Annotated in this window: 12 protein-coding genes; 10 read left to right on the top strand and 2 right to left on the bottom strand. The window is 34.1% G+C overall.

Going from position 1 to position 18,968, the window contains the following annotated elements; genetic code table 11:
* Positions 1–2: 2 nt before the first annotated feature.
* The 3 genes from QM017_RS07815 to QM017_RS07805 all read left to right on the top strand — a co-directional run bounded on the left by QM017_RS07815 (position 3) and on the right by QM017_RS07805 (position 5,474).
* Complete coding sequence (locus tag QM017_RS07815) at positions 3–2,225, top strand: alpha-galactosidase (protein WP_282709393.1); 2,223 nt, start codon at positions 3–5, stop codon at positions 2,223–2,225.
* A 9-nt stretch (positions 2,226–2,234) separates the two neighbouring features.
* Positions 2,235–4,295, top strand: coding sequence for a beta-galactosidase (locus QM017_RS07810; protein ID WP_282709392.1), 2,061 nt, complete (start codon positions 2,235–2,237; stop codon positions 4,293–4,295).
* Between the two features lie 156 nt (positions 4,296–4,451).
* Entirely contained in the window at positions 4,452–5,474 is a 1,023-nt protein-coding gene (locus QM017_RS07805; RefSeq protein ID WP_282709391.1) for a LacI family DNA-binding transcriptional regulator, read from the top strand.
* A gap of 175 nt (positions 5,475–5,649) precedes the next feature.
* On the opposite strand, the gene QM017_RS07800 is transcribed toward QM017_RS07805, so the two are convergent.
* Positions 5,650–6,435 carry a transporter substrate-binding domain-containing protein gene (locus QM017_RS07800; protein WP_282709390.1) on the bottom strand — a complete coding sequence of 262 codons (786 nt, stop codon included), beginning with the start codon at positions 6,433–6,435 and terminating at the stop codon, positions 5,650–5,652.
* A gap of 161 nt (positions 6,436–6,596) precedes the next feature.
* On the opposite strand from QM017_RS07800, the gene QM017_RS07795 reads away from it, so the two are divergent.
* The gene (locus QM017_RS07795) at positions 6,597–7,856 is read left to right on the top strand and encodes a hydroxymethylglutaryl-CoA reductase, degradative (protein ID WP_282709389.1); all 1,260 of its coding nucleotides are present in this window, start codon (positions 6,597–6,599) and stop codon (positions 7,854–7,856) included.
* A 69-nt stretch (positions 7,857–7,925) separates the two neighbouring features.
* On the opposite strand, the gene QM017_RS07790 is transcribed toward QM017_RS07795, so the two are convergent.
* Positions 7,926–8,498, bottom strand: coding sequence for a GNAT family N-acetyltransferase (locus tag QM017_RS07790; RefSeq protein WP_282709388.1), 573 nt, complete (start codon positions 8,496–8,498; stop codon positions 7,926–7,928).
* Positions 8,499–8,682: 184 nt separating this feature from the next.
* Between QM017_RS07790 and metG the strand changes: the two genes are divergently transcribed.
* The 6 genes from metG (at position 8,683) to QM017_RS07760 (ending at position 18,961) form a co-directional block, all read left to right on the top strand.
* Positions 8,683–10,707 (top strand): methionine--tRNA ligase, encoded by a 2,025-nt coding sequence (gene metG, locus QM017_RS07785; RefSeq protein WP_282709387.1) that lies wholly within the window; start codon positions 8,683–8,685, stop codon positions 10,705–10,707.
* Between the two features lie 51 nt (positions 10,708–10,758).
* Complete coding sequence (locus tag QM017_RS07780; RefSeq protein WP_282709386.1) at positions 10,759–11,526, top strand: TatD family hydrolase; 768 nt, start codon at positions 10,759–10,761, stop codon at positions 11,524–11,526.
* A gap of 8 nt (positions 11,527–11,534) precedes the next feature.
* Positions 11,535–12,092 carry a ribonuclease M5 gene (gene rnmV / locus QM017_RS07775; protein ID WP_178196307.1) on the top strand — a complete coding sequence of 186 codons (558 nt, stop codon included), beginning with the start codon at positions 11,535–11,537 and terminating at the stop codon, positions 12,090–12,092.
* On the top strand, positions 12,085–12,975 hold the full coding sequence (gene rsmA, locus QM017_RS07770; RefSeq protein ID WP_282709384.1) for a 16S rRNA (adenine(1518)-N(6)/adenine(1519)-N(6))-dimethyltransferase RsmA: 891 nt from the start codon (positions 12,085–12,087) through the stop codon (positions 12,973–12,975). The genes rnmV and rsmA overlap by 8 nt, the downstream gene beginning before the upstream one ends.
* A gap of 317 nt (positions 12,976–13,292) precedes the next feature.
* Positions 13,293–13,538 carry a Veg family protein gene (locus QM017_RS07765; RefSeq protein WP_178196261.1) on the top strand — a complete coding sequence of 82 codons (246 nt, stop codon included), beginning with the start codon at positions 13,293–13,295 and terminating at the stop codon, positions 13,536–13,538.
* A 269-nt stretch (positions 13,539–13,807) separates the two neighbouring features.
* Complete coding sequence (locus tag QM017_RS07760) at positions 13,808–18,961, top strand: M60 family metallopeptidase (RefSeq protein WP_282709383.1); 5,154 nt, start codon at positions 13,808–13,810, stop codon at positions 18,959–18,961.
* Positions 18,962–18,968: the final 7 nt, after the last annotated feature.

The raw sequence follows: 18,968 nt of genomic DNA, 5'->3' as shown, positions 1-18,968 counted from the left end.
AAATGATAGAAAAAAAAGATAATTTTTTTCACTTATATAATAAAAAAATTAGTTATATATTTGAAATTTTAGAAAATGGGCACTTAGGTCAAGTTTATTTTGGTAAGAGAGTAAGTAAATTATGGGAATATGATATTTGTTATCTGAAAAAATATAAAAATAAAGCGGCAGGAACAGTAAAATATTCCAAAGATATGGGAAATTTCACTTTAGCAGATCAATTACAAGAATATCCTGTTTATGGTACATCTGATTTTGGAATGAGTGCAATTGATGTAAGGTGTGAATCTGAAATATATTATTTGGATTTTCAGTATCAGGATTATAAAGTTAAACGATACAAAAAAAGAAATTTAGATTTTCCAACATCTTATGGAAATAATGCAGAAACCTTAAGTATTGAATTACTTGATGTAGAAAGAAATTTGAAATTATGGCAGAATTTTACTATTTTTGATGACACAGCAGCGATTGTGAAAAGTATAAAACTGGAAAATGTAGGTGAGAAAAAAGTTAATGTTAATAAATGCTTAAGTGGAGTATTAGAATTAAGAAATATGCCTAATCATGAATTAGTTACGTTAGATGGAGCCTGGCTGAGAGAAAGGCATATAAATATTAGACCTATAAAACATGGATTGACAACAGTATCATCTTTGAAGGGTGCTTCAGGTCATCAACATAATCCATTTATCATGATTAAAGAAAAAGATACTACCTTAGAAACTGGAGAAATTTATGCAGCGAACTTAATTTATTCTGGTAATTTTATTAGTGGAGTTGAGATGGATGAGTGGGATAAGGCTAGAATATTTGTTGGTATTAATCCCGAGTATTTTGAGTGGGGCCTTTCACCCAAAGAGACATTTTCTACACCAGAAGCAGTATTTTTTTACTCAGAAAATGGTATAAATAGTTTAATGGATGAAACTTCTTTATTCGTTAATGAACATGTTATTGATAAAAAATGGCAAGATGTTACTAAAAGGCCAATAGTGTTTAATAGCTGGGAAACAATGTATTTTGATTTTGATGAGAAAAAATTATTAGATGCAGCAAAAGAAGTGAAAAAATTAGGAATGGAGTGTTTTGTTATTGATGATGGTTGGTTTGAAAATCGAAATGATGACAGAAACTCCTTGGGAAATTGGAAGTATGATATAAATAAATTCCCAAATGGATTGAAAAGCTTTTCTAAAAAGATTCATGATATGAATTTAAAATTAGGAATATGGTTTGAACCAGAGATGGTGTCTCCAAATGTAGAATTATTGAAAAAGCATCCAGAATGGTTATTGGGGCATCCATATTCACGGAAGGCTATAGGAAGAGGACAATATGTTTTGGATTTTTCTAATCCGATGGTAATAGAAGAAATATATAATCAAATTAAAAAAATAATTATAATGACAAATTTAGATTATATTAAATGGGATATGAATAGAAACATAACAGAAGCATATTCAGCATATTTACATGATAATGATCGTTCTCAAGGAGAAGTGTTTCATCGCTATATATGTGGAGTATATACGCTATATAAAAAAATTATTTCTGATTTTCCTGATATATTAATTGAAGGTTGTGCTGGTGGTGGAGGAAGATATGATTTGGGAATCTTATTCTATAGTCCACAAATTTGGCCTAGTGACAATAGTGATGCTACTGAAAGATTAGATATTTTAACAGGAACAGTATTAGGGTACCCATTATCTAGTTTTTCAAGTCATATAACCGCATCGCCAAATCATCAAACAAACAGAAGAACTATGCTATCAACTAGACATAATATCGGTATTTTTGGAGCGTTAGGATATGAACTAGACTTAAATAAGCTATCTACACAAGAAAAAAAAGAAATAAAAGATGTAATTAGTTTTTATAAAAAAAATCAAGAATTGATGATGTATGGGAGATTTATAAAGTTAACAACAAATGATGATGTTTATAACTGGGCAGTAGTTAATAAAGATAAATCAGAAGCTGTGGTAATGATTTTTAACAGGAAAATAAAACCAAATTCTACACCCAAAAGCTATCTAAAATTACATTTTTTAGATGAAGGAAAAAAATATATAATCAATGATACTGATATTGTTAGTGGAGAATTTTTGAAAAAATATGGGATGGAAAATCCAATTGTATTTAATGGAATAAATCAGCAATATTCAGTTGTAACAGAAGATTTACAAGCCATTTGTGTGAAAATCCGTGAATATAAGTGAGGATTAAAAATGAACGAAATAAAAAGTAATCAATTTTTGTATGGTGGTGATTACAATCCGGAGCAATGGTTAGATTATGATAATATTATTGATCAAGATTTTGAAATTTTCTTAAAAACATCAATCAATACGGTTAGTTTAGGAATGTTTTCATGGTCGAAATTAGAACCAGAAGAAGGAAAATATGATTTTGAATGGTTAGATAATATCTTTGATAGAGTAGAACAAATGCATGGATATATAATCTTAGCAACTCCAAGTGGTTCTAGACCTGCGTGGATGGCAGAGAAATATCCTGAAGTTTTAAGAGTTAATGAAGATAGGGTTAGACGTCGCTTTGGAGGAAGGCATAATCATTGTTTGTCTTCGAAGATATATCGAGAGAAGATAAAAAATATTAATGAAAAGTTAGCACTTAGGTATGGCAAGAGAGAATGCTTGATTTTGTGGCATATTTCTAATGAATATTCTGGTGAATGTTTTTGTGATAATTGTCAAAAAGAATTTAGATTATGGTTGCAAAAAAAATATGGAAGTTTAAAAAATTTAAATCATGCCTGGTGGAATGATTTTTGGGGACATACTTATAGTAGTTGGAATCAAGTTTTTCCTCCTAGCTATAAAAGTGAGCTGGGCTGTAAAGGTATGAATTTAGATTGGCGTCGTTTTATAACTGATATAACTATCGATTTTTTGGAAAATGAAGTTAAGCCTCTACGTACAATAACACCGAACATACCAGTAACTACAAATATGATGGCATTTAATCCTAACATGGTCCCATTCACAGGATTAAATTATCATAAAATGTCAAAGAAATTAGATGTTATTAGTTGGGATGCATATCCTAACTGGAATAATGACTATCAATCTTTAGAAGAATTAGCCATTAACATGGGATTAATCAATGACTACTATAGAAGCTTAAAGAAGCAAAATTTTTTAATTATGGAAAGTACACCTTCTAGAGTGAATTGGCAAAAAATAAATAAATCTAAGCAACCAGGAATTAACTTATTATCAAGTATGCAGTGCATAGCGCATGGATCTGATAGTATATTATATTTTCAGCTACGTCAATCACGAGGTGGAGCTGAGATGTTTCATGGAGCGGTCATTGAACATATTCGGGCTACAGAAAAAAGAGTTTTCAAAGAAGTTTCTGAATTAGGAGAAAAGCTCAAATTGATTTCTGAAATTAAAGGTAGTACCTATGAAAAAGCAAAAGTTGCAATAATTTTTGATTGTGAAAACTATTGGGCATTAGAAGATGTGGAAGGTTTTTCAAAAGATGCAACTAGATATTGGGAATATATAAGAGAATGTTATAGTTTTTTCTGGAAAAAAGATATTCCTGTAGATATTATTTCTGATCAAGATGATTTTTCTGAATATAAATTATTGATTGATCCTATGCATTTTTCAATGAAAAGATCAGTAGCACATGAATTAAAAAAGTATGTAGAAAATGGTGGAACTCTAATTGGAAGTTATATTTATGGTATTGTAGATGAAAATTCACTAGCATATATAGATGAAATTAGGGATGATATTCCAAAGTTCTTATATGGAATAAAAGTCAATGAAATTGATGTTTTGTATAAAGAAGAATACAATGTTTTAGAATATCATCATGTTGATTATAAGATATTAAATTGTTGTACAGTTATGAAATTGGCTGGTGCAAAGAGTTTAGCTAATTATAAAAAAGCCTTTTATAAAGATACACCAGCAATTGCATCTTATAAATTAGGACGTGGATATTCTTATTTTATAGGGTGCCATGTGGAACAGAGGTGTATTGAAAAATTTTTAAATGATATAATAGATAATTTAAATATTTGTAGTAATCATGATGGTTTATTTAATAAAAAGGAAAGCTGTATTTCAATACAAAAAAGAAATTTTCAAGAAAAAGATTTTTATTTTTTGATGAATTTTTCAGATGATTCGAAAGAAATAGAAATACAAGAAAATTGTTCCCTATATGACTATATTGATGGAAAATCTATAATAGATAAGAGCATTCTTTTAAAACCATTGGATGTAAAGATTTTAAAAAAAGAATGAATTAATAGGTAAAAAGAGAAGTATATCGTACTTCTCTTTTTGCGTAATAATTGTAGATAATAAAAATTCTAAAATATATAATTTTTAAATGTAGTGTATTATAATAGTGACTAAATATTAACTTGATGATAAGGGTTTAGTAAAAGGAGTCAAATAATGGTTAGCATGCGAGATATTGCAAAGATAGCTAAGGTGTCTGTAGCAAGTGTTTCTAGAATACTTAATGAAGATCCGACATTTAGTATTAATGAAAATACACGCCGAAGAGTAATAGAAATTGCAAATGAACTACAATATAAAAAAAATAAAGTTACTAGAAGTCCTAAAAATATAAATGGGATGATGACAATTGGGTTGATAACAAGACATGGCATAGCAAATGAGCATGAAGATCCTTATTTTCAAGATATTCGTCGTGGTATTTTATTAGAAGCTTCTAAATGGAGAATCCAGGTTAAAACGATTTTTTCTTTGAGAGATAAAATTAAAAACTGGGATGAACTTAAAGAATTTAAGATAATAATAATCATAGGAGAAGTAACAAATAGATTATTACAAAAAATAGAAGAATATAATAAAAATATAATATTAATTGATTCCAATCGTAGTACACATGATTGTATACAAAATGATTTTAAATATAAAACCATGGAAATTTTAAATTTACTGTATTCCAAAGGCCATAAAAATATAGCATTTATAGGTGGAAAAGCAAATATGGTAGATATAGATGGGAATAAAGTTGGCATTGAAGAGCCTAGATCACAGAGTTATATTGAGTGGATGAAGTTACACGATTTGACAGAATATATAAATGTTTTTCAAGGATCATGGGGAAGCGAATCTGCAATATATTTAACTGAACAATTGTTAGCTTTACCTTCTAGACCTACCGCAATTATTGCTGCTAGTGATCCTATGGCTATAGGAATATACAAATGTTTGAATAATAGTAATATAAAAATTCCGAATGATATTTCTATTGTTAGTTTTGATGATATTGATATGGCACAATACATGTCTCCAAGTCTTTCGACAGTTCATATAGATGCAGAAAAAATGGGAAGACTGGCTGCCATATTAGCAAAAGAATATATTTCGGGTTTTGAAAAAATGCCAATAAAAATAATTTGTTCAAGTGTGTTGGAGGTGCGAGAATCAATAAAAGAAATATTTTAATTTAAAAACTTATAATCGAAAAGAATACAGATATTAACTAAAAAATAAAACGGGATAAAATCCCTAAAAAAACGAACCAAAAATAGCTGATCAAATTTCATTTTTAGAAATTCAATCAGCTATTTTTATGTCCAGACTGGTACTTTTTTCCCAGCTCCAGTTTTATTATAGAATTTTATTCTTTACTCAAATCTTGTTTGAAAAAGTCATATGAAAGTTTTGCCAAGGTATTATTGTCTTGAAGCTGTTGTAGTGCTTTGTTAAGTTTTTTTGCAAGGCGCGCTTGGTGATAAGTTGCCAAGCAAAGTTGACTAGCTGTTAATTGTGGAGCACTGATTTTTTTTAAGACTTGCTTTTTGGCTTCCGAATCTAAATTAGGTTGGCTGATCAATTGCGGATTTTGCGCTAAATAAGCACTGTATTGATAGTCGCTTAGCCAACCGGCGCTGATTTTGCGTGAGCCTAAAGCTTCGATTAATTTGTCCACATCTGAATAACTTTTAACTTTAAAATCAAGTTGTTTTAACAACTTAGCATTAGGATTTGTGGATAAAATACCGATGTAATGACCTTGAAGTTTTTCAAAGGATTTAAAGTAGCCATCGGTACGAATAAATAATGTATTTGGCGGATAAAGATATGGCTGAGAAAGCTTGATGCCAGATGTTGCTTGGTTTTTTTGAATACCAACTGCCACATCTATCTTAGCTTTTTTTAAACTAGCTAACATAGTAGAATCATTTTTGTATTTAACGACTTTAACAGTTTGCTTTAGTTGTTTACCTAGTTGCTTAGCAAGTTTATCATCAAAACCAGGTTGCTTTTTTTGTGGATAACTATAAGGCGGATTAGTAGCAACCACACCTATTTTGAGTGTTTCTTGTGCATAAATGTGAGATGAGAGGAGTATAATCCCCAAAATCAACAACATTATCCCCAAAAAGAGGCCTTTTTTACCCATATTTATCCCTCCTTGTGTAAAACTTCTCTACAAATTATAGCTTAAAAGTCAAAATTTGGCTAAAACATTGAAAAAATTTAGCAAAAACAAATATTTTCTATCCCCAAAATAACATATACTATAGATATGCAGTGGATAATTAAAAATGTGAGGAACAATAAATGGATGGATTTGAAAAATATTATCGTAAAAACTGGGAACAACGCCTAGAAGTGCTTATAAAACAAGCTAAGTTAAATAAACAACAAGTAGAATTACTCAAAATAAATGCGCAAGACCCTAATTTAGGTGAAACGATGATTGAAAACTTCATCACGCAATACAGTTTACCAGAAGGCTTAGCTTTAAATTTGGTGGTCAACGACAAGGAATACCTAGTTCCAATGGTGACAGAAGAGCCCTCGGTGATTGCTGCGGCAAGTCATGGTGCAGGGATCGTCAAAAGAGTGGGTGGCTTTAGGGCCAAAATCCACGAACGCTTGATGCTAGGACAAGTTGTTTGTGAAAATGTCAGTGATGCTGTAGCCTTACAAACGTATTTCAAGGAAAACGAAAGCAGTTTGCTGGATTGTGCCAATCAGGCTCATCCATCGATTGTCAAAAGAGGCGGAGGTGCACGTTGGTTACGCAGTCGTGTTTTAGCGGCTGATTTGGTTTCGCTTGATTTAGCGGTTGATGTACAAGAAGCGATGGGAGCTAACATGTTAAACACAATGTTAGAAGCTGTCGCACAAAAAATCATTTCTGAGTGTAATCAAGATATTTTGATGAGTATCTTATCTAATTATGCAACGGAATGTTTAGTGAGTGCAACGTGTCAAATTCCAGTAAATGCTTTAGCTAAAAATGGAATTAGTGGTGAAAAAATAGCTGCTAAATTGGCCCAAGCAAGTCGCTTAGCACAACTTGATCCATATAGGGCAGCCACACATAACAAAGGAATCATGAATGGAATAGATGCGGCTGTTTTAGCTAGTGGAAATGATTGGCGCGCAATCGAGGCAGGGGCCCATGCTTATGCGGCTAAAGACGGCCAGTATCGTGGCTTGAGCCAATGGTATGTCGAAGGTGAAGTATTAAAGGGTGAATTGACTTTGCCGTTGCCACTTGGAAGTGTCGGTGGTTCAATTAGTATTGTTCCTTTAGTCAAGGTTAACCATGATTTGTTAAACTTTAAGGGAGCTAAAGAGTTAGAAACAGTAATTGTTAGCTTAGGCTTGGCACAAAATTTGGCAGCTTTATATGCATTAGTAACCGAAGGAATCCAAAAAGGGCACATGAGTTTGCAGTTAAAATCTTTAGCAGTTTCTGTAGGCGCAAAAGATACAGAAATAGCTCAAGTAGTTCAGCTTTTAAAACAACAAGGTTTACGTGATTCCAAGAGCGCTAAAGAAATCTTGAAACAGTTGCGCAAAGAATAATAAAAAGTAGCACTTATTTTGAAGTGGCTTTCCAAATTAGGAGAAAACTGCGTATAAGTGCTACTTTTTTTAGTCTAATCTTTTAATCATGTGATCGTATTTGTGACGGTCAATCATCGTATAGCCGTCTTCGACAAAACCATGACGAACATAAAGTTTTTTAGCGAGTGGATTTTTCAAATCAACACTCAAGCTCAAGATGCTTTGACCTTGTTTTTTCAAATATTCAGGCAAAAAGCATAGCAGTTGTGAACCGATACCGCGGCCTTGGGCATGGGGTGCGACTGCTAAGGAGTCTAGATACCATTCGCCAGGACGGGATTCATCATTGCTAAATAAGCGAGTTTCGCTTGGTAAGCCAATCATTTGAAAGTAAGGTGCTAAAGCATCATCGATATTAGCCTCGAGTTGTGCAGGATAACCAACCGCCAATCCTAGGATTTCATTTGTATCATCATCTTCATAAACTAACATGTGACGATAGCCATAACGATAAGTTGGTTCTTTAAAAGCTGCAATTAACATTTGACTTAAGGCTTCATTAGAAACTTCAGCTAAAGCTGTGAGTTCCATTTCATCAAAAATCTGCAATAAAATCGGCATGACATACTGTGCATCGCTTAATTTTGCTGGACGAATCATCACTCAAATCTCCTTTAATTTATATGATATCTAATCTAAAGATAGCTGATACACTTATTTTCGTCAAGGTTAAGTCCAGGATAAAGTACCATCAGCTCTCTTACTATGGTATACTTAAATTAATTGACAAAAATTGCAAATTATGGCAAAACAATTTGCAAGACGCATGAGAGGATCTGAAAATATGGCTGAAAAACCAACATTTTATATTACCACGCCGATTTATTATCCATCCGGCAAGTTACACATCGGTAACGCATATACAACGATTGCTTGTGATGTTTTAGCACGTTATAAGAGATTACAAGGGTTTGATGTTTTCTTTTTAACCGGAACTGACGAACACGGATTAAAGATTGAACAAAAAGCCGAAGAATTAAACATGACCCCACAAGCTTATGTCGATCAAATGGCAGCAAGCATCAAGGAATTGTGGCAAAAACTAGAAATTACCAACGATAAATTTATCCGTACAACAGATGATTATCACGAACAAGCTATTCAAAAGATTTTCCAAAAACTTTTGGATAAAGGTGACATCTATCTTGGAAAATATGAAGGTTGGTATTCTGTTTCTGATGAAGAATATTTTACAGAATCACAATTAGCCGAAGTTTATCGTGATGAAACAGGCAAGATGATTGGTGGAAAAGCTCCTTCCGGTCATGAAGTGCAATTAGTGGAAGAAGAATGCTACTTCTTTAAGATGAGCAAGTATGCTGATAAACTAGTTAAATATTACGAAGAACATGCAGACTTTATTATTCCGCAAAGTCGTAAAAACGAAATGTTAAATAACTTCATCAAACCAGGGCTAGAAGATTTAGCAATCACTAGAACTAGTTTTGATTGGGGAGTAAAAGTACCAAATGATCCAAAACATGTTATCTATGTTTGGATCGATGCTTTATGCAACTATATCACTGCTTTAGGTTATGGTAGTAATGATGAAGAATTGTTCAACAAATTCTGGCCAGCTGATATTCATATGGTCGGTAAAGAAATCGTGCGTTTCCATACGATTTATTGGCCAATCATCTTGATGGCTTTAGATTTACCATTACCAAAACATGTTATCGGCCATGGTTGGTTAGTGATGAAAGATGGCAAGATGTCTAAGTCTAAAGGTAACGTTGTTTATCCAGAAATGATTGTTGAACGTTATGGTTTAGATGCTTTGCGCTATTATTTGATGCGTGCTGTACCATTTGGTAATGACGGTATTTTTACGCCAGAAGATTTTGTAGCTAAGATTAATTATGACTTAGCTAATGACTTAGGTAACTTATTAAACAGAACCGTAGCGATGGTTAATAAGTATCGTCAAGGCAAGGTACCAGTATTTGTGAGTGGTGTAACTGCATTTGATGCAAGTCTAGAACAAGCAGCTACTCAAACGATTGAAGAGTATCAAGAAGAAATGGAAAATGTTCGTTTCTCAAATGCCTTAGAAGCCGTTTGGAAATTTATCGCACGCTCTAACAAATACATCGATGAAACTCAACCATGGGCTTTAGCTAAAGACGAAGATCAAAGTGCGCAATTAGACAGCGTTTTAGCTCATTTAGTAGCTAGTTTACGTTTGAGTGCCATCTTATTGCAACCAGTGATGACACATGCACCACGTGAAATCTTTACGCAATTAGGATTAGATACTAGTCAAATGCAAATTAAAGGTGTAGCCTATGACGATTTAGCAGCTGATTTACAAGTTGTTGCTAAAGGTACACCGATTTTCCCTCGTTTAGACATTCAAGAAGAAGTGGAATATATTCAATCTAAGATGACTAAAAATCAAAAGGTTAAGGGACGCAAGGCGATGGCACAAGCTAAAGAAGAAATGTCAGATCCAAATGAAACCAAACTTGTTTTGACTAAAGATGAAATCAAATTCGAAGATTTTGATAAGGTAGAGTTAAAGGTTGCTAAAGTTTTGGCGGTTGCTAAAGTCGAAGGCGCAGATAAACTTTTGCAATTTACGCTTGATGCCGGTGATAAAGGTCCGCGTCAAATTCTTTCAGGAATTGCACAATGGTATCCTAATCCAGCAGAATTAGTCGGTAAAAATGTAATTGCGGTAACAAATTTAAAACCACGTAAGATGCGTGGTCAAATCAGTCAAGGAATGTTGCTTTCAGCTGAATACGGAGAAACGGTACAATTGATTACTGTTCCAGAAAACATTCCAGCTGGTTCGATTGTTGGATAAATTAATGAGACAGCCCCAGTGCTGTCTTTTTTTAAAGGGGGATACGCACAGATGCAGATTTTTGATTCGCATACACACATTAATTCAAGCGAGTTTAAAGATGATTTACCAGATGTTATTGAGCGTGCTAAAGCTTTAGATGTCACTAGAATGCTTGTGATAGCCTATGATCAACCCAGTACAGATAAGTTGCTAGAGTTATTAGCATTTGAGGGAATCTATGGTGCAGTTGGCTGTCATCCTGAATCGGCAGATAAGTGGAGTTTAGACTATGAAAAAAAGTTAGTTGAGCTTTTTGAAACACAGCCTAAGCTAAAAGTTTTAGGTGAAATTGGATTGGATTATCATTGTGATTTAGACCATGAATTGCAAAAAAAGGTGTTTGCTCGTCAAATCAAGTTAGCGCAGGAATTAAATTTACCAATTAGCGTGCATAACCGAGATGCGTTTGAAGATTGCTATGAAATTTTGAAACAAAATCAAATTTGGAAAAATGGCGGAATTATGCATAGTTTCAATGGTGATAAACAATGGGCCCAAAAATTTTTAGACTTGGGGATGCGACTTTCTTATAGTGGAGTGGTTACTTTTAGCAGTGCTAAAGATGTTAAAGATGCTGCTTTGGCAACGCCTTTAGAAAATATCTTAGTTGAAACCGATGCTCCTTATTTGACGCCACATCCTTTTAGAGGGCAAATGAATGAACCGGCAATGACACGCTATACATTGGAATATTTAGCACAATTAAAGGGGCTAACAGCCAAGCAATTAGCACAAATTACGACAGAAAATACAAAGAGGTTATTGAAGATTAAATGACAGAAAAGATGAAGATTCAAGAAGTGATCGTTGTTGAAGGCAAAGACGATACCAAGCGTATTCAAATGGCCGTCAATGCTGATACATTAGAAACCAGAGGCTCTGCAATCAGTGATGAAACGCTTGCTCAAATTGAAGAGCTCCATGAAAAACGCGGCATAATTGTATTTACCGACCCGGATTTTTCAGGAGAAAAGATTCGAAAAATCATTCAAGAAGCTGTTCCAGGTGTCAAGCATGCCTTTTTAAAGCGCAAAGATGCAACCCCTGATCATAAAGGCAGTCTAGGAGTAGAACATGCCAGTGTTGAAGCGATTCAAGAAGCGTTACGTAATTTATATACGGAATGTCTTGAACAGCCACCATTAATTGAGCAAGCGTTATTGATGCAAGAAGGTTTAATCAATGGTAAAGAAGCCAAACAAAAACGGCGCTTGTTAGGAGAAAAACTAGGAATTGGCTACGTTAATGGCAAACAACTTTATAAGCGGTTGAATCTATTTCAGATCACACCGACACAATTATTAAATGCATTAAGTGAGATTAAGGAGGAAATCGATGAATAATCAAATACCTGAAATTGCGTCACCTACACGAACCAGAGCGATTATGGAAAGTTATGGGTTGACCTTTAAAAAAAGCTTAGGTCAAAACTTTTTAACCGACATTAATATCTTAAAAAACATCGTAGCAGCAGGGCAAGTAAGTGAAGATGATGATATTATCGAGATTGGCCCAGGAATTGGTGCGTTGACAGAACAACTGGCTAAGCGTGCGCATAAGGTTATGGCTTTAGAAATCGATGAGCGCTTGTTACCTGTTTTAGCCGATACACTTTCACCTTATCCTAATGTTGAAGTTGTACATCAAGACATTTTAAAAGCTGACTTGCAAGCCTTGATTGCACAACATTTTGATGGCAAACATCCAATTAAAATTGTGGCGAACTTGCCTTATTACATTACGACACCAATTATCATGCATTTATTGGAGAGCGGAGTTGATTTTGCAGCGATTGTAGTCATGATGCAAAAAGAAGTTGCTGATCGTTTATCCGCTAATCCAGGAAACAAGGACTATGGTTCTTTATCGATTGCGGTTCAATATCAAATGGATGCACAAATAGCTTTTATTGTTCCTAAGACAGTCTTTATTCCACAACCTAAAGTCGATTCTGCGATTGTTGTTTTACAAAAACGCCCAGTAGAAAAATATCATGTTAATAATTATTCTCATTTTCAAAAATTAGTAAAAGGTTGCTTTGCACATCGGCGAAAGAGTCTATGGAATAATTTACAAGCATTGTATGGTAAACAACCAGAACAAAAACAATTATTACAAGAGGTCTTAGCGAAATTAGAGCTTGCCCAAAGTGTACGTGCAGAAACTTTAAGTTTAGAGCAATTTATTGCTTTGAGTGAGGAATTAGAAAAATATGATATCATTTAAAAAGCTATAAAAAAATTCTCATTTAGCTTGTAAAAATATATAGTATGTGATAAAATTGTAAAATTTGAGTTAATGTGTTAAAATTATCTTTTGTAGGGCGGTTGCGTAGGTTACAACCAATCGCTTCCCTAAATGGGATGAACCAAAACCATGAAAGGAAAATTGTCAAAACATGTAACATCGAAAAAATCTAACATAATTAGCAATTGCACAGGGATCAATGTTTAGGTATTTTTAAGTTAAATGGTTGATATGAGGGGGCTTGTGTGAATACTCAATTAACTAGATTTAACTAGATTTTTGGCAACCAAAAGATAATGCCAGATACAGATACCATTAAGCGGATCAAAGCGAAGTTAGATAATCAGATTGGAAGCCATTTAACCGTCACAACACAGATTGGACGCAAGAATGTACAAGTTCGTCGTGGGGTTTTAGTTAGTACCTTTCCAGCGGTGTTTATTGTTGATTTAGACGTTGAAGATAAACAACGTAGAGTATCGTTTAGTTATATAGATGTTTTAACTAAAAATATTGAATTAGAATTTAGAGAAGTTATATAGTATAAAAAATGATAAATTTAAGTATGAAAGTCCACCCTAGATTTTTTGGGGGGCTTTTTTTAGTGCTGTTATTAGGGGTTATTCGAAGTAACTTATTTGTTATAATGATTAATTATTATAATCTAACGGTTATGCAATATATTTTGAATTTTTTGATAAAATATATTGACTATTAAAAAATATATGGGTAAACTGAATCATTGTGAGTGTTATTTAAATAAATATTTAAATTATCACATAAAAAGAGTAAAGGAGTGGATGTTAGTAAAATGAAAAAATTTTTACATTTGGCTATGTTAGGTAGTATTTTGCTAGGATCGATAGCTAATCCATTAGGCGTAGTTTATGCCGTTGAAAGCCAACAAGTTGCATCAACGACACAAGCTACTAAAGCAACAACTACTAACGATATTGGTAAGATTAATATCCAATTAGGTGCAGGCCCTACGCAAACTAGTACAGTAGCTGTTAATGCGGTGTTATATGATGCTAGTGGTAAGCAAGTTCAAACGCAAGAATTGATGGTAGAAGCAATTGATAAAACTACAAACTTGCAGACAATAGAGTTTAACAATCTTGCAACAGGTACATATACCGTTGAATTAACGGCAAAAGGTTATCAAAAATATCGACAAACGTTAGAAGTTGCTAACAATATCAAACAAATTACGGTATATACAGACTTTTTAAATGGCTATGATTATCAAAAAGGCGAAAACCATCCTGGGGTATTACGTCCAGAAGTGAATGTAGATCCAGGACAAGCCGATTTAAATGGTGATGGTCAGATAAATGAAGCGGATTATACTGTAATGGTTGATGCAATACAAGCTAAAGTAACTGATGCTAAGTATGATTTAAATAGTGATAGCAAGGTTGATTTAGTTGATTTATATACTTTATTAGAGCAACAACAAGCTCATGGTGAAGCAATAGATCAAGCTAAGCTAGAATATTTATCAACAGTTGAAACTAAGGTTGCTGTTACAAAAGATCAAATTCAAGCAAGTGAAACAACAAATGTAGAAGGTAACCTTGCAGATTTGATTCAACCAAATACTGATAATAACGTAGTAGGTTTACAACCGGCAAATAAAGAACCTATTTCAGATGAAAATCCAGTTGAAGTTGCTTTTGATTTAAAGGAACAAGAACTTGAAAAAGTCGTTGTTCAAACGACATTAGGTGAAAATGCAATTGAAGAAGGTACGATTGCAGTTGAACTTGCTAATGGTGAAGTACGTGAATTTGCTTTGACTGCCCAAAATACTAAGGTTCGTCAAACAAGTGTCAGTCGAGACGAAAACGGGAACTTTATTATTGATTTAGGCGGTCAAGTCGCAGTTAAAAAAGTGTCTATCAAGATTACCAAGACAACTACTGATAACAATTTAGCACAAATCAGTAAGGTGGAATTTGTTAACGGAATGGAAGATAAGATTCCTGAACCAGTAATGTCAATTCCAACTAATTTAAAAGTAACCAATGGTAGTAACGAATTTGCATTGTCTTGGAAAAAAGAAGTCAATGTTAGTGGTTATGAAGTAGAAGTCACAAATAATGGTAAATCACAAGTATACGAAGCTGCTGAAAATAATATTTTAATTACAACCTTCAATGGTAAGAAGTTAGTTAATAATCAAGAGTATCAAGTTAGAGTTCGTAGCGTCAATGGTAAGTGGCAAAGTGCTTATAGCGATGTGGTTACAGCTAGACCAATGCCAGATGAAAAGCCACCAAAGCCAGACAATGTTACGGCAAGCGGAACATTCAAGGGAATCAAGGTTTCATGGAAAAACATGGATGATACCGACTCATACAGTGTCTACTACAAAGAAGATAGTCAAAAAGACTATACGCTGTATGCACAAAAGATTACGACTAACAGCGTGACGATCGACAACTTAAAAGATGACACGACTTACCAAGTTTATGTGGTCGGTCACAATAACTTAGGCGATAGTGAACCATCATTGGTGGCTCAAGCTAAGACTAAGAGCATTAAAACGATTTTGATGCCAAAATACAAGTTGATCAACACTTCTAATGGTGAAGGTAAGTTAAGTAATCATATTGAATCAATCACAGGTGGTCGTGGTTACATGGTCAACAGTCCACTAGACGCAAACCAAAACACGGCTAACGGTTTAGCGGATAACGACTTTAGTTCATATTTACGTGTCGATGACTGGGACGAAGGAGGCGCTTATCCGGGACCTGGCAAAGGGATTGTCGTTAAATTTGATCAAAAATATGAGATGAATCGCTTTACTTTTGCAGAGCCATTTGATGTGGGGACATTTTCTTATATCAACGTTAAGTACTTAGACGATCAAGGCAAGGAACAACAAATTAATGGTGTAACGATTGCCAAGAAAAAAGATAGTCAAGGTAGTAGTTATTACGATGTTAAATTCCCAACTCCAGTAAAAACCAATCAATTACGTATCGGAATTGGACGTTATGGTTCAAGTCCATGGTATATTACTGTAGCAGAAATGAATTTCTATCATTACGATAGCTTAGAAGATGATATCAATGCATTATTCAAAGATAACTTGCATTTGGAATTAAACAGTACAGTTACAGAACAAACATTAACTGATTTACAAAAACGTTTAGACACTAAAGATGAAGTCAGTGGTGAATACATCATGGATAAGGACAGCTTACAAGCTGAACTTGATATGGCTAAAGCTATCTTAGCGGATAAACAAAAAGGTGATGTCTTAAAGATTGATCCAACAATTACAGCAAGCAAAGACGGACATCTAGGTTTTGCTAGTGGTTTAAATGCATGGCAACCATTAGGTGTTAGTGGTCAAGCTGATCAAACAGTTACAATTTATGTTGGTACACCAAATGGTAAGGTTGGTGATAACACACCATTGACATTAGTTCCAACACAATATTATGCAGAATCAAACTCCTTAACAGGACAAACATTTGCCTTAAAAGTTGGTAAAAACGAGATTACTTTACCTGAGTTAACTAGTTTAGCAACGCAACAAGGTGGACCGTTATATATTACATTTAACGGAAAGAACGACAACGCAAACTACAGTGTACGTGTCAGTGGCGGCATTAAGACTGCAGCCTTAAACTTGCATAATGTAACAGATGAACAAGAACGTCTAGCTAAAGTTACTCAATACTTGGCAGACTTAAAACAACAAGTTAATGGATTAACAACTAACAAGTTAGGCTACACAACAAATGGAGTCTTTAACTTAAAAGAAAATGTTGCTAATACGAGTGATATTCAATTACAAAATATGATGTTAAGCTTGCCAGCTACCCAAATTTTGGCTGGTTTAAACGGTAAAGATGAGGCTAAAGCTTTATTAGCTTCTGTTGATGCAATGGATCAAATGATGACATTGTTCTATCAACATAAAGGTTTAAGTAATGCAATTGGTGCTGGTGATAAGAATCGCTTGCCAGCACAACACCTAAATATTCGTTATATGCGGATGTTTGCTGGAGCATTTATGTATGCTGGTGGAAATCATATTGGGATTGAATGGGATCAAACACCTGGTATGGTGCAAGGTCAACCAATCAAGGCGACTGAAGATGGTCAATATCAAGCTGGTAACTTATTTGGCTGGGGCATCGGTCATGAAATTGGCCATAACATCAACCAAGCAAGTTATGCTATCGCAGAAATTACCAACAACTACTTTGCACAATTAGCCCAAGCTAAAGACAGCAATGAGTCTGTTCGTTGGAGTTATGATGAAATCTTCAAAAAGACAACATCCAATACCAAGGGCCAAAGTAACGATGTCTTTACGCAATTAGCAATGTATTGGCAATTGCGTTTGGCATACGACCGTTATTACAACTACAAGATGTTTAGTGATTATCAAAGTCAATTTGACAACTTGTTTTATGCACGTGTCGATAGCTACTCACGTAATCCAGCTTCTGCACCAAAGCCAAATAATATTGAATTAAAATTAAATGGTGGTGTAGAACAAAACTTCATGCGGTTAGCTAGTGCAGCGGCTCAAAAAGATTTAAGTGAGTTCTTCGTTCGCTGGGGAATGACACCAGATCAAACAACCTTAGATTACATGGGACAATTTGAAAAAGAAACACGTGCAATCTATTATGCCGATGATGATGCACATACGTATAGTTTGGAACACAATGAAGCCGCAAGTATTCCACAAGAAGCGGGCAATGTTGATCCAGCTAAGTCAAGTATCACAGTTGATAAGCTTCAACCAAATCGTGTGAAGCTTAACCTTGCTACGACCTTACCATCAGATCAATTAGCTAAGGTTCATGGTTATGAAATTAGTCGAACAATCATTGAAAATGGTCAACCTCAAACTAAAGTAGTCGGTTTTACTACTAAACCTGAATACACAGATGTGGTTGCTTCAATTAACAACCGTGTTGTTTCTTATAGTGTTCGAATTGTTGATAAAAACCTTAACTATTTAGCACCTGTTGCTCTTGGTAGTGTTAAGATTTCTAGTGATGGTAGTCATGACAAATCAACCTGGAAAGTATCGACTAACATGCAATCAAATGCTGATCAAACTCCAGATAATAACGATGACGATCCAGATTCAACAGTTGTTAAATCAGCGATTGTAAATGTAATCGATAATAAAGATGAAACAACATATACAGGTAAAACAACTAAAGGCGATGCTTATGTTGAATTTGATTTTGGTCAATTATTAGATGTGTGTGGCTTGAAGTTTACAGGTACAAAAGAATCAACAAATTATGGTTACTACATTCAAATTAGTCAAAACGGTAAAGACTGGAAGAAAGTTAAGCAAAGTGAATTTGCAGGGCAAACAACGACACCGCAAACTGTTTACTTTGCAAATGCAACCTCAGATAAGTTAATTGGAACATATGATGCACGTTATGTACGTGTCACCTTTATTAATTCAGTTAATAAAGATATTTCAATTAACGAAATCGATGTTTTAGGACCAAGTGGTGATAACGTAGAATTCGGATTGACAAATGAACAACCGGCAATCTTTGAATTAAAAGAAGACTATGTCTACGATGAAACACAACAACTTAAGATTCCTAAAGGTTCGTTAATCTTTACCGGTAAGTACAAAGGTAATCCAGCTTACAATGTTGTCTTGTTATATGATCAAGATGGTAAGATTGTGGGTGGTGTAGATGAAGATGGAGCTTTAGTGGCTAACCAAATCATCTTAGCTGATATTCCAGAAAATGGTAACTTGGGTGAAACAAGTGATGGTACCTTCATCTACTGGTTAGATCCAGGTAAGTGGAATAAAGACCAATTACCAAAACAAGTCAGAGCTGAATTATATCGTGTCGATAATGCTCAAACTAATGAAGGTCAACGTTTAGTAGCAGATACTAACTGGCTAAATGTACCAAGTCAAATTGAGCAAGTAACGATTAAAAAATAGGAGGGAA

It is taken from the genome of Ligilactobacillus sp. Marseille-Q7487, from assembly GCF_949152225.1.
GTDB lineage: Bacteria > Bacillota > Bacilli > Lactobacillales > Lactobacillaceae > Ligilactobacillus.
The sequence above is the reverse complement of the archived record's forward strand: the minus strand, read 5'-3'. Positions and strand labels throughout refer to the sequence as shown.

Coding starts and splice junctions, on each gene's coding strand:
- QM017_RS07815 (WP_282709393.1), top strand. CDS start 3: ATGATAGAAAAAAAAGATAATTTTTTTCACTTATATAATAAAAAAATT.
- QM017_RS07810 (WP_282709392.1), top strand. CDS start 2,235: ATGAACGAAATAAAAAGTAATCAATTTTTGTATGGTGGTGATTACAAT.
- QM017_RS07805 (WP_282709391.1), top strand. CDS start 4,452: ATGGTTAGCATGCGAGATATTGCAAAGATAGCTAAGGTGTCTGTAGCA.
- QM017_RS07800 (WP_282709390.1), bottom strand. CDS start 6,435: ATGGGTAAAAAAGGCCTCTTTTTGGGGATAATGTTGTTGATTTTGGGG.
- QM017_RS07795 (WP_282709389.1), top strand. CDS start 6,597: ATGGATGGATTTGAAAAATATTATCGTAAAAACTGGGAACAACGCCTA.
- QM017_RS07790 (WP_282709388.1), bottom strand. CDS start 8,498: ATGATTCGTCCAGCAAAATTAAGCGATGCACAGTATGTCATGCCGATT.
- metG (WP_282709387.1), top strand. CDS start 8,683: ATGGCTGAAAAACCAACATTTTATATTACCACGCCGATTTATTATCCA.
- QM017_RS07780 (WP_282709386.1), top strand. CDS start 10,759: ATGCAGATTTTTGATTCGCATACACACATTAATTCAAGCGAGTTTAAA.
- rnmV (WP_178196307.1), top strand. CDS start 11,535: ATGAAGATTCAAGAAGTGATCGTTGTTGAAGGCAAAGACGATACCAAG.
- rsmA (WP_282709384.1), top strand. CDS start 12,085: ATGAATAATCAAATACCTGAAATTGCGTCACCTACACGAACCAGAGCG.
- QM017_RS07765 (WP_178196261.1), top strand. CDS start 13,293: ATGCCAGATACAGATACCATTAAGCGGATCAAAGCGAAGTTAGATAAT.
- QM017_RS07760 (WP_282709383.1), top strand. CDS start 13,808: ATGAAAAAATTTTTACATTTGGCTATGTTAGGTAGTATTTTGCTAGGA.